Origin of the sequence: Pseudochrobactrum kiredjianiae (assembly GCF_030362795.1) — a bacterium.
GTDB classification, from domain to species: Bacteria; Pseudomonadota; Alphaproteobacteria; order Rhizobiales; family Rhizobiaceae; genus Pseudochrobactrum; species Pseudochrobactrum kiredjianiae.
This window is the reverse complement of record NZ_JAUCBM010000007.1, coordinates 143,786-156,107: the sequence shown is the minus strand read 5'-3', so window position 1 is coordinate 156,107 and position 12,322 is coordinate 143,786. Positions and strand designations below refer to the sequence as shown.

Sequence of the window (12,322 nt, the reverse complement as noted above, 5' to 3'; positions counted from 1 at the left end):
GGCAGCACATCATCGCTGGCACTGGTGATCTCAGGCTTGAACTTCGCATCCGGAGGTGTGATGTCAACCTCGATAGTCCAAGGCATGGAAGCAGAGCTTTCATTGCCTGCCGCATCGGTTGCCGTCACGGTGAAGGCGTGAACACCTTCCGCCAGATCTGTGGTTGGTGTGAAGCTCCATGTACCATTGGCATTGGCATTGGTCTGACCAATCAAGACGCCATTATCATAGATCTTAACAACGGAACCGGCTTCTGCGCCATTACCCGACAGAGTTGGTTTGGTATCATCGGTGGTTTTGCCAGAAGCAATCGCACCGGTGACTGTGCCCACATCATCGAGAACCTGCGTGATCGCAGGCGTATTTGGTGCCAGCGTATCAACAGTGATCTTGAACTCGGCAGATTTAACAGAAGTATTACCGGCGGCATCAACACCGGTCACGGTGAAGGTATGCAGGCCGTTGCCCAGTGCATTGACCGGTGTGTATTCCCAGTTACCGTCTGTATCGGCTTTGACTTCGCCAAGCAGGGTTGCACCATCATAGATACGGACTGTGCCATTGGCTTCGGCACCGGAACCCTTCAGGGTTGGTGTGGTGTCATTGGTAAAGCCGTTCTTGGCAATGTCACCGGTAATTGGTTCCTGATCATCTGTAATGCTGTCGATCTTCGGTGCATCCGGTGCAACCGTATCCACAGTGATAGTGAAGGCGTCAGAGGCCGCACTCACATTACCGGCCGTATCTTCTACTGTGGCGGTAAAGCTGTATGAACCGTCCGCCAGAGCGGTCGGGCTCTTCCAGTTCCACTGGCCACCGGCATCGGCAGTGATGGTCGCAACCAGTGTACCATCCTGATAGATGTGAACCTTGGAGTTTGCTTCTGCACCGGCACCCGACAGGCGAGGGCGGTTATCGTTGATGAAGGAGCCATCGGTGAACTCACCGGTGATCGGACCAACAGCATCATAACCAGACGTAAAGCGTGGCGCATCAGGCGCTGTCGTGTCGACGGTAATCGCGAAAGCTTTGGAGGATGTGCTGATATTACCGGCAGCGTCAGTTGCAGTCACTGTAAAGCTGTGCGCGCCATCTTCCAGATCGGTATCCGGTGTAAAGCTCCACACGCCGTTGACATCAGCAGTTACAGTGCCAATTTCTTCGCCCTGATCGTAGATGGTTACCTTGGATCCGGCCTCAGCCTTGCCGCTCAGAACAGGGCGGGCATCATCGGTAATACCATTGGCTTTTACCAGACCGGTAATAGAGCCGACATCGTCCATAACAGAGGAAATTTCAGGGCGATCAGGGGCAATTGTATCAACTGTCAGTGTGAATACATCAGATGCTGCACTTTCGTTACCGGCAGCATCGGTTGCTTTGACTGTAAACTTATGTTCGCCCTGTGCAAGGTTAGTTTTAGGTTCAAAGCTCCATGTGCCATTGTCTTCCGCAACGACAGTGCCGATTTTACGACCATTATCATAAATGGTGACAGTCGTACCTGCTTCTGCTTCACCAGTCAGGGTCGGGCGACGTTCACCGGTGATGATATCAAGTGACAGCTCTTGTCCTGCGGTATCCAAAACCTCGCTAATGGTTGGTTTTTCGGGCGCTGTAACATCGACGTGGATCGTCCAGCTTGCTGACGGAACGCCTTCATTGCCGGCTTTATCTGTTGAGGTAACGGTAAAGACATGCTCGCCCTCAACCAAATCCGCAGTTGGGGTGAAACTCCATGTGCCGTTCGCATTGGCTGTGGTTTCGCCAATTAGAACGCCCTTGTCATAGACTTTAACAACAGAACCTGCCTCTGCACCGGAGCCGGAAATGACGGGCCTGGTATCATCTGTGGTTTTGCCGCTGGCTACGTTACCCTGAATTGTCCCGACATCATCCGTGACTTGTGTAATCGACGGTGCATTCGGGGCGATGGTATCAATCGTGACATTATAGGCATCTGAACGAGGGGAGACATTGCCTGCTTTATCCACGGCTACAACCGTGAATGCGTGCAGGCCGTTGCCTAATGCATCTGCCGGTGTGAAGCTCCAAATGCCCGAGGCATCTGCGGTCACTTCACCCAGCAGATTTGTGCCGTCATAGATACGCACAGTTCCGTTGGCTTCAGCACCGCTGCCGCTCAAAGTTGGAGTGGTGTCATTGGTATAGCCGCCTTTGACAACGGCACCTTCAACGGGGGCTACATTGTCTGTAATTTCGTCAATGACGGGCGTGGCTGGCGGAACGGTGTCAATAGTCACGCTAAAGGTGCTTGAGGTCGCACTCACATTTCCGGCTGTATCGGTAACAGTGGCGGTAAATTCATAAGTTGCGTCGCTCAGAGCCGTGGCGCTCTTCCAGCTCCACTGACCGGTTACATCGGCGCGCACTGTGCCAACTAAAGTCCCGTCCTGATAAATTTTAACCAGTGCATTCGCTTCAGCGCCGGAACCGGACAATTTTGGACGGTTATCATTGATGATTGCACCGCTCGCGAACTCACCAACAACCGGACCAACGGCATCGTAGCCGATAGTAAATTGCGGTGCTTCCGGTGCGATTGTGTCGACTGTGATTGTGAAGGCTTTGGAGGATGTGCTTACATTGCCTGCAATATCGGCTGCAGTAACAGTAAAGCAGTGTATGCCTTCTGACAGATTATTGTCAGGCTTATATGTCCAAAGACCATTGGCGTCGGCAGTTATAGTACCGATTTCTTCGCCCTGATCGTAGATTGTAATCTTTGATCCGGCTTCTGCCTTGCCGCTCAATGTCGGACGGGCATCATCGGTCATGGCATTGGCTGCCAGATTGCCAGTAATGTCGCCGACGGCATCCGTAATGGATGAAATTTCAGGGCGGTTAGGAGCAATGCTGTCTACTGTGATCGTGAAAGGATCTGTGCCCGCAGTCTCATTACCCGCGGCATCTGTCGCTTTGATTGTGAATTTATGCTCACCCTGTGCAAGATTGCTCGCGAGTTCGAAACTCCATGTGCCGTCAGCAGCCGCTGTGACAGTGCCGATCAGGCGGCCGTTGTCATAGATGGTAACGGTTGCCCCTTTTTCAGCTTCCCCTGTCAGGGTCGGACGGCGTTCACTGGTTACAACATCAAGTGCCAGTTCTTCACCTGCAGTATCGACAAGTTTAGCGATGGTTGGTACATCTGGTGCTGTGACGTCGACATTGATTGTCCAGCTTGCAGAAGAAATGCCTTCGTTGCCCGCTTTGTCTGTAGCGGTTACCGTGAAGATATGTTCACCTTCAGTCAGATCGGCCGTTGGTGTGAAACTCCATGTCCCATTGGCGTTCGCTGTGGTTTCACCTAGCAGAATGCCTTTGTCGTAAATTTTAACGACGGAACCTGCTTCGGCGCCGGAACCGGAAAGCACAGGCTTGGTTTCATCCGTGGTTTTGCCATTGGTGATGTTGCCGGTGAATTGACCGGTCTTATCAAGAATTTCTGTGATGGACGGTGCTGTCGGAGGTGTCGTGTCGACTTCGAACTGGAATGTCGCGGATTTCTCGCTTTTATTACCTGCTGTATCTTGCGCCTGCATTGTAATGCGATGGACGCCCTGCTGCAGGCCGATTTCCGGTGTAAAGCTCCATGTGCCGTCGGCTGCTACAACGGTCGAGCCGATTTCAGAGCCATTGTCAAAGAAGCGGATTGTTGTACCGGCTTCTGCGTTTTCACCTTTAAATTCCGGACGGGTATCGTCTGTTACACCGGAGGCGGCGATAGCACCTTTAATGGAGCCTACGTCATCCAGCACTTCCTTCAATACAGGCACCGGTGGCGCAACGGTATCTACTTTAAAGACCCGTGCTTCCGTTGCCGGACTTGTATTGCCTGCCTTATCGGTCGCAGTGAAGGTGATTTTATGTTCACCTTCAGCAAGGGCTGTTTCCGGACGGAAAGTCCAGTTGCCAGCGGAATCTGTGATGGCTGTGCCGAGCTTGGTTGTGCCGTCATAAATTGTAACAACCGAAGCGGGCTCAGCTTTACCGCTCATCACCGGACGGGCGTCGTCGGTCAGATCATTCGCTTTAATCTTGCCGGTTACTGCACCGACTTCATCCATAATGCTGATAGCTTCAGGGCTCTTCGGCGCTACATCATCGAGATAATCTTTAACTGCGGGAACACTGGTCTTGCCATTACTATCAGTAACGACAGCATTGACCTGGCCGGAGTTTTGAGAGGTTGCTGATGTGGCAGTATATTTGCCATCCGCACCTGTCGTGACGATTTTGCTGGTGCCATCAGGGAATGTAACCGTGACACGCGAACCCGCAGGTGCTGCGCCAGTGGCGGTAACAGTTCCGTCCGGATTGGATTTTGTATCAAGGCTAGGAGCTGCCGGAGGAGGGGCTTCTTTACCGCCGCCGCCATTGCCACCGCCGCCACCGGAAGCGGCGGCTGCGATGCCGCCGGCTGCAAGAGCTGCGAGCAGAAGCGGGTTGACTTCACTGTTTGAACCACCGCCCGGAACAAATTCAACTTCGTTGCCTGTTGCTGCATCATCAACAGGAATCGTGGCTTTAACAGCTTTTACCGGCCATTCCTGCCCATCGTGCCGATAGACCAGTTCAAGCTTTTGCGTGTTGTCCGCAGTGAAGAAACCACTGATACGAATGGTTTTGCCATTATTCTGGTGGATAACCAGATCATTTCCTGCGCGGACATATTTAATAACGCTGGCAGGATCGATAGAAACATAGGCAGTATTACCGTGCTTCGTTACGAGATTCTGAGAATTCTTTGCGGATGATGCTTTAATTTGCTTGGCCATAAACGGGCACTCCGGTTCCTAATCCATCCAAGAGTTGATGGATAATCTTGCCCGTTAATATATGGCGATAAATCTACTTCACTGTTTTAGATATGTATGATCCTTTGTATTAGAGGGTATATATTACAGTTAATGCTCATATTATTGAAAAAGAACTGTTAAGAATAATTAATAAAGTATTAATGTAAAAGGTTACTTGGTGATTTGGCCGTTAACTGATTCTATTTACTATGTATTTTTACGTGGGCTTACCGGAGCCGATATAGCTTCTTTTATAAGTATCCTGAGGTCGATATAATTTTCCTCTAAAGAGCGTTGCTTTTTTGATGAGTGGAGATAAAGCCGGAGGGATGAGCTTGATGTTCTGTATGTCGGACGTTAGGTGAGGCGAATGTCGCGCATTATTAGGTTGAATATCAATAATTTCTCGAGGGCTATTCAAAATCCGCAAAGCGCTGATGGCCTTGGAGTGATTTATTTCTCCGCGACATGGTGCCAGCCGTGCAAAAATATGATGCCGGTGTTTCAGCAGCTTGTCCAAGAAATGCATCAAACTGATATTTTATTTGGTGAAGTCGATGTCGCTGAAGCCCCGACAATTGTGCAAAGTTACGGCCTCCGATCAGTTCCTTCTATCGCAGTGTTTAAATACGGACAGCTGATAAAGATTATTGCTGGAGAAATGTCGCTCAATAAATTGAGAGCTCAGCTACAGCGAAATTTTCCGCTTTAAAATTTACGAGTAATTTCGATGATTTATATCGTATTGAAATGGCTGAAATGTAGAGTTTTAAAAAGAAGAAATGGTTCTGGCGGAGAGAGCGGGATTCGAACCCGCGATACGGTTCCCCGTATACACACTTTCCAGGCGTGCGCCTTCAACCACTCGGCCACCTCTCCACTCAAGACTGATATTTGTAAATGATATCAATCAAAACACCGTGTCTGCAAACAGTGGTTAGCTGTTAAACGTCTGTTTCGGCGCGGAATATAGCTATAATGAGCGCATGATCAATAGTTATTTCTCATTTCTGTGAATTCTGTTGATTTTCTTGGTCTTTTTTAACGTTATTTAATGTGAAAAAGGATAGAAAATTCTATTTATCTATTTGATTTTTAATCATTTTATTATCCTGTGGATGGTGATGAGCGCCAGGTCGAAATGAGTTTATAAAACCGTCTTCAGAAGCATTTTGGGACAAGTTTTAGCGGGCGCATTATGGTTTGTCGCGAATCTTGAGTGGAATCTTACAGTGCAAAACTCTGATTTTGCCTTTGGATTCTGTGCTAAGAGCAATGCATGGTCGTGATTCAAAAAGAGCAGTGCTGCCATGGATTTGATCGTAGTATGAGTATATTCTTACAAAAGCGGCATATTCGGGTGTGGCGTTTCCCATAAACGGAACATGAGTGACGATGCGTGTGTCTTTGAATTTTCTGGCCATCTGGTCACTTGGTATCGCTCTTTTATTCGGCGTATTCGATATTGCGCGCTCTGTTGCCCAAAGCCGACCGCTATTCATGCCTTTCCTGCAAAATTTACAGGATTATCTGCCTGAATATCTGGCGGCTTTTTCAGCCTTTATAAAACGCAATTTGAGTGTTTCTGTCTGGGAGCATTGGTTTGTGCCTGTGCTGAATATGCCCGGATGGTTATTGTTTTTGGTTTTGAGTATATTATTTTTTATAATGGGTAATATCGGCCGCAAATCTTACGCCAAGTAAGGTTTTTCAGATGGCCGGTGTCCAGAGAAATACCGGATTGGAATGATGATGTTCAGACAATATCCCGAACATAAGCTACGTTTGCCAACGAGTGAAGAAGCGCTTGCCGGCCGTGAACAACCGATTGCGACTTCCGAGGCGCATTTTGTTTCCGGTCATGCGCTGCACGGACCATGGCCGCAGAATTTGCAGAAAGTCCTGTTTGGCATGGGGTGTTTCTGGGGGGTAGAGCGGCTGTTCTGGCAAGTGCCGGGTGTTTATGTCACTGCTGCCGGTTATAGCGGCGGTTTGACGCCAAACCCGACCTATGAGGAAACCTGCACAGGTCTGACAGGGCATAATGAAGTGGTGCTGGTGGTTTATGATCCCGCGGAAGTATCACTGGAGCGCTTGTTACAGATTTTCTGGGAGGAGCATGACCCGACACAAGGTATGCGTCAGGGTAATGATATAGGAACGACCTATCGCTCGGGAATCTATGTCTATTCTGATGAGGACATGAAGACTGCTGAGGCCAGTAAGCAGGTCTATCAGCAGGCTTTAACTTGGCGGGGGCTCGGTGCAATTACGACCGAGATTTTACCGGCCGGTGAGCTCTTCTATGCCGAAGGCTACCATCAGCAATATCTTGCTAAGAACCCGCAGGGTTATTGCGGTTTACGTGGTACGGGTGTGTCCTGCGTAATTTAAACATGCGCAGGCTACATTTTCTCGTCGAAATTTGTGTAAGCGCATAAATTTAAGATGAAAAAAAATCCGGCACATGCCAGATTGCTCTGGATTAAAATTTGAACGGGCGGTCAAAGCGGAAGATTTTTTCGCATAGCCGGCGGGTATTGTTACGCGCAGATTTACTGCGCTTTCGGAGGGTGAGTGGTAATGAAGCGTATCGTTATGGGCCTGTTGGCCGCAACTTTAAGTGTTTCAGCGGCCTATGCAGCAGAGCTGAAGCCTGCCGTTGTCTATGACTTCGGTGGTAAATTCGATAAGTCTTTCAATGAAGCCGCCTATAATGGCGCAGCGAAATATAAAGCTGATCACGGCACCAATTATCGTGAATTTGAAATTCAGAATGATGCACAGCGCGAACAGGCTCTGCGTAAATTTGCGCAGGACGGCAATTCGCCGGTTGTGATTGCCGGTTTCTCGGCAGTGTCCGCGATTGAGAAAGTCTCGAAAGAGTTTCCGGATACAAAATTCGTCATCATCGACGCGATTGTTGAAGGTCCGAATGTGCGTTCCGTTGTCTTTAAAGAAGAAGAAGGCGGTTATCTCGTTGGTTTGCTGGCAGCTATGGCGTCAAAAACAGGCACCGTCAGCTTTGTCGGTGGTATGGATGTGCCGCTGATCCGTCGTTTCTATTGCGGTTATGCAATCGGTGCGATTGAAGGCAAAAAAGGCACGAAAGTTCTGAACAACTGGACTGGCGATACACCAGCTGCATGGAACGATCCGGCTAAAGGCAGTGAAATTGCCAAGGCGCAGATGGATCAGGGTTCTGACGTAATCTATCATGCTGCCGGTGGTACTGGTATTGGTGTGCTGCAGGCAGCCGCTGATGCAGGCAAGCTCGGTATCGGCGTTGACTCCAACCAGAATGGTCTGCATCCGGGCCATGTTCTGACTTCGATGGTCAAAGGCGTAGATACTGCTGTTTACAAAGCCTTCGCGGATGTTGCTGCTGATAAGTTTACAGCCGGTATTGTTCAGATGGGTCTGAAAGATGATGGCGTGAGCTATGCGATGGACGAAAACAACGCCAAGCTGATTACACCTGAAATGAAAGCTGCAGTTGAGGCTGCAAAGGCTGATATTATTTCCGGTAAAATCAAAGTTCACGATTATACCACAGACAATAAATGCCCTTACTAATAGTGAAGGCTGAATAATGAAAAAGGGCAGTGGTGACACTGCCCTTTTCTTATGAAGTTATATGAAGTGTTTTCTGAATTTACCAGTGCGGCGGCTTGGTCACTGCAACTTCCGGCGCGGTCTGTTCTTCCAATTCCAGAAAACGATCAGTCAGAGAGCTGAGCTTTTTATTTAATGCGGTAATCAGTTTCCATTGCTCGGCAATCTCACCGGAAAGTTCTTCAATGGTCTTTTCCTGTTCAGCATGACGAATTTCCAACTCAGTGAGGCGGTCAGACAGATTTTCTGACATAGGTGGTTTCCTGCTGTTCAGAGGGGAGTGAATATTGGAGCATCATACCTGAAACTTGAATCAGTTTAAGGGTAAATTATGCCTCATTTTAAAGTGATAGCGCGATCTTTGTGCGCTCGATGGAGCGTCTAGCGCTCTCATATAATATAGGAAAATGATATTTCACGCTATTATGTGGGATGAAATGCGGCTTAATGGTGGTTTACACACAGCTTTGTGCAATAGCATATATTGATAACTGGGCAGCGGAATCAGTTAAAGAAATTTTTTAAATCAAATGTTTCCGTTTGATATTTTGTAATGATGCATTTGATATAAGCGCTTCGGCAACCTGCCGTAGCTGATTAACGGATGGGATGATGGCGCAGCCTGCACTTGAATTGACCGGAATTGATAAGCGTTTCGGCGCTGTGCACGCCAATCGTGCGATTGATCTGCGGATCGAAAAAGGAACCATCCACGGGATTATCGGTGAAAATGGTGCCGGTAAATCGACATTGATGTCGATTATCTACGGATTTTATCAGCCGGATAAAGGGACTATCAAGGTCAATGACCGGATCGTGCAGATCAGCAATCCGGATACAGCTATTGCTGCCGGCATCGGCATGGTGCACCAGCATTTTATGCTGGTGGATAATTTTACTGTGCTGGAAAATGTCATGCTTGGTGCGGAAGGTGCGCCTTTACTGTCGGCCGGTATTACCAAGGCGCGCGAGCAGCTGAAAGCGCTGGAAAAAGAATATGCGCTGGATGTTGATCCGGATGCTGTTGTTGGCGATTTGGCTGTCGGCATTCAGCAGCGCGTGGAAATTCTGAAAGCGCTGTATCGCGGCGCAGAAATTCTGATCCTTGATGAGCCGACCGGTGTGCTGACGCCATCGGAAGCGGATCATCTGTTCCGCATTTTGCGGCAGCTGAAAGATCAGGGCAAAACCGTTGTACTGATTACGCATAAGCTGCGCGAGATTATGGCGGTGACGGATAATGTCTCGGTTATGCGCCAAGGCACAATGGTTGCCACCCGCAAAACCGCTGATGCAACTGTTGAAGAGCTGGCCGAACTGATGGTTGGCCGGCGCGTTTTGCTGCGCGTGAACAAACAAGCAGCTAATCCGGGCGCGCCGCTGTTGCAGGTTAAAAATCTGGTGGTACGCAACGCGCAGAAAACCACAGTGGTGGACACCGTATCCTTTGATGTGCGTGCCGGTGAGATTGTTGGTATCGCCGGTGTGGCAGGCAATGGCCAGTCAGAGTTGATCGAAGTGATTTCCGGTATCCGCAAGGCGGAGAGCGGTGTGGTGATGCTCAATAATTTACCGGTCAATGTTACCGGTAATGCGCATCCGGCAGAGTTGCGGCGTCGTGGCCTCGCGCATGTGCCGGAAGACCGTCACCATATGGGGCTGGTGCTGGCCTATGAAGAATATGAAAACTCTATTCTCGGCTATCATGATGATCCGCGCTATCTCAAAGGCCCGTTTCTGAATATTGAAGCGATTATGCAGGATGCTAAGGGTAAGATTGCCCAATATGATATCCGCCCTGCCGATCCGCGTTTGAAAACTGCGAATTTCTCCGGCGGCAACCAGCAGAAAATTGTGCTGGCGCGTGAGATGGAGCGCAATCCTGACGTGCTGATTGTGGCACAGCCAACGCGCGGCGTGGATGTTGGCGCGATTGAATTTATTCACAAACGTATTATTGAAATGCGCGATGCCGGTAAGGCCGTGCTGCTGATTTCTGTTGAGCTGGATGAAATCCGCTCGCTGTCCGACCGTATTCTGGTGATGTTTGCCGGACGTGTGGTCGGCGAATGTAATCCTGAGGCCGGAGAAGGCGAAATCGGTCTGCTGATGGCCGGTGTTCAAGTCGGTGTTCAAGCCAGTATTCAGGATGATAAACAGACAAACAAAAAGACAAGCGAAAAGGGCCTGCATTCATGATTAGCTCAACTCCGGCATTGCTCATCATAGATATGCAAAAGGCTATTGATGATCCGAAATGGGGTCGTCGCGGACAGCCGCAAACCGAAGCCAATCTGCAGCGCTTGCTGGAGGCATGGCGCGAGCGCCGTTTGCCTGTGGTGCATATCCGCCATGATTCAATCGATCCGCAATCGCCTTATCGCGCGGGAACGGATGGCAATGAATTCAAAGCAGAAGTTGAGCCGCAGGTCGGCGAGCCTGTGGTTGATAAACGCACCAATAATGCTTTTATCGGCACAGATTTGATGGATGTGCTGGATGAATTGCAAATCCGCTCACTGGTCGTCGGTGGCGTGTTGCTGGAAAATTCCGTTGATGCCACCGTTCGCATGGCGGCCAATCTCGGATTTGAAGTGATTGTCGCGGAAGATGCGGTGGCCAGTACAGACCGCACCGATTTGCAAGGTCGTCTGTGGAGCGCCGAAGACGTGCATGCATTGTCGCTGGCGGTTTTGCAGGGTGAATATGCGCAAGTTAAAAACACCGAGACTGTGATCGGATTGCTGCCATGAGCCAGCCTTTTGCAAAATTACCGCGCTGGGTGGATTATGGCCTGATCCCGACGCTTAATCTGGTTGTCGCCTTTCTGGTCGCCGGTCTTGTAGTGTTGCTGGTCGGTGAAAATCCGCTGGATGCAGCTTTACTGATGGTGAAAGGGGCTTTCGGTTCCGGTGAAGGGATCGGCTATACCCTATTTTATGCCACGAATTTTATCTTTGCCGGTCTGGCTGTGGCTGTGGCATTCCATTGCGGGTTGTTTAATATTGGTGGCGAGGGGCAGGCCTATATCGGCGGTCTTGGTGTGGCGCTGATCTGTCTGTGGCTTGATGCTTCTATGCCGTGGTGGATTACTATGGTTGCGGCGTTGCTGGGCGGTGCGCTGTTTGGTGCGCTCTGGGCGCTGATACCGGCATGGTTGCTGGCCAAACGCGGCTCGCATATCGTGATTACCACGATTATGTTCAATTTCATTGCCGCCAGTCTGATGGTCTATCTGATTATCAATTTCATCAAGCCACTCGGCGTGATGGCACCAGAAAGCCGCGGTTTTGCGGAAGGAGGACAATTGCCTAAGCTGGATTGGTTGATGAACCTGTTTGGCATGGAGCTTCGTTCTGCACCGCTGAATATCAGCTTTTTGCTGGCTTTGCTGGCCTGTTATCTGGTGTGGCTGCTGATTTGGCGCACGAAAATCGGTTATGAAATCCGCACGATGGGACATAGCCCGCGTGCTGCTGAATATGCGGGGATTAATCCGTCACGCACCATTATCATTACCATGCTGATCTCCGGCGCTCTCGCCGGTATGATGGCGCTCAATCCGGTGATGGGCGCGCAATATCGTCTGCAGCTCGATCTGGTTGCCGGTGCCGGTTTTGTCGGTATCGCCGTGGCACTGATGGGGCGCTCGCATCCGGTCGGGATTATTCCGGCGGCAATTCTGTTCGGTATGCTTTATCAGGGTGGTGCGGAAATCGCTTTTGATATGCCGAATATCTCCCGCGATATGATCGTGATTATTCAGGGTCTGGTGATCCTGTTTGCCGGTGCGATGGAGCATATGTTCCGTCCCGCGTTCCAGCGCTTGTTTATGCGTCTGGCTTCCCGTTCGAGTGCCACAGCCGTGAAAGCAGGGGAGTAAGCCT

The 12,322-nt window shown here is 49.9% G+C and carries 9 protein-coding genes and 1 tRNA gene; 7 read left to right on the top strand and 3 right to left on the bottom strand.

Going from position 1 to position 12,322, the window contains the following annotated elements:
• A partial coding sequence (locus QUF18_RS14505; RefSeq protein WP_289387945.1) for an Ig-like domain-containing protein occupies positions 1-4,799 on the bottom strand: 4,799 nt, incomplete at its 3' end.
• A 391-nt stretch (positions 4,800-5,190) separates the two neighbouring features.
• On the opposite strand from QUF18_RS14505, the gene QUF18_RS14500 reads away from it, so the two are divergent.
• Positions 5,191-5,532, top strand: coding sequence for a thioredoxin family protein (locus QUF18_RS14500; protein ID WP_289387943.1), 342 nt, complete (start codon positions 5,191-5,193; stop codon positions 5,530-5,532).
• A gap of 77 nt (positions 5,533-5,609) precedes the next feature.
• Here the strand turns inward: QUF18_RS14500 and QUF18_RS14495 are convergent.
• Positions 5,610-5,699, bottom strand: a tRNA-Ser gene (locus QUF18_RS14495).
• 516 nt (positions 5,700-6,215) lie between these two features.
• Here QUF18_RS14495 and QUF18_RS14490 point away from each other — a divergent pair.
• The 3 genes from QUF18_RS14490 (at position 6,216) to QUF18_RS14480 (ending at position 8,396) form a co-directional block, all read left to right on the top strand.
• Positions 6,216-6,524 carry a hypothetical protein gene (locus QUF18_RS14490; protein ID WP_289387940.1) on the top strand — a complete coding sequence of 103 codons (309 nt, stop codon included), beginning with the start codon at positions 6,216-6,218 and terminating at the stop codon, positions 6,522-6,524.
• A 45-nt stretch (positions 6,525-6,569) separates the two neighbouring features.
• Positions 6,570-7,214 carry a peptide-methionine (S)-S-oxide reductase MsrA gene (msrA, locus tag QUF18_RS14485; RefSeq protein ID WP_374807176.1) on the top strand — a complete coding sequence of 215 codons (645 nt, stop codon included), beginning with the start codon at positions 6,570-6,572 and terminating at the stop codon, positions 7,212-7,214.
• A 189-nt stretch (positions 7,215-7,403) separates the two neighbouring features.
• Entirely contained in the window at positions 7,404-8,396 is a 993-nt protein-coding gene (locus QUF18_RS14480) for a BMP family lipoprotein (RefSeq protein ID WP_289387939.1), read from the top strand.
• A gap of 79 nt (positions 8,397-8,475) precedes the next feature.
• Here the strand turns inward: QUF18_RS14480 and QUF18_RS14475 are convergent, their stop codons facing one another.
• Positions 8,476-8,688, bottom strand: coding sequence for a SlyX family protein (locus QUF18_RS14475; RefSeq protein ID WP_289387938.1), 213 nt, complete (start codon positions 8,686-8,688; stop codon positions 8,476-8,478).
• A 359-nt stretch (positions 8,689-9,047) separates the two neighbouring features.
• Between QUF18_RS14475 and QUF18_RS14470 the strand changes: the two genes are divergently transcribed.
• From QUF18_RS14470 to QUF18_RS14460, 3 genes are read left to right on the top strand one after another with little or no spacing between them, the layout of a single operon-like run.
• The gene (locus QUF18_RS14470; RefSeq protein WP_289387958.1) at positions 9,048-10,634 is read left to right on the top strand and encodes an ABC transporter ATP-binding protein; all 1,587 of its coding nucleotides are present in this window, start codon (positions 9,048-9,050) and stop codon (positions 10,632-10,634) included.
• Positions 10,631-11,188: a cysteine hydrolase family protein gene (locus tag QUF18_RS14465; RefSeq protein ID WP_289387936.1), complete on the top strand. Its 558-nt coding sequence runs from the start codon at positions 10,631-10,633 to the stop codon at positions 11,186-11,188. Before QUF18_RS14470 ends, QUF18_RS14465 begins: the two co-directional genes overlap by 4 nt.
• Entirely contained in the window at positions 11,185-12,318 is a 1,134-nt protein-coding gene (locus QUF18_RS14460) for an ABC transporter permease (RefSeq protein WP_289387935.1), read from the top strand. Before QUF18_RS14465 ends, QUF18_RS14460 begins: the two co-directional genes overlap by 4 nt.
• Positions 12,319-12,322: the final 4 nt, after the last annotated feature.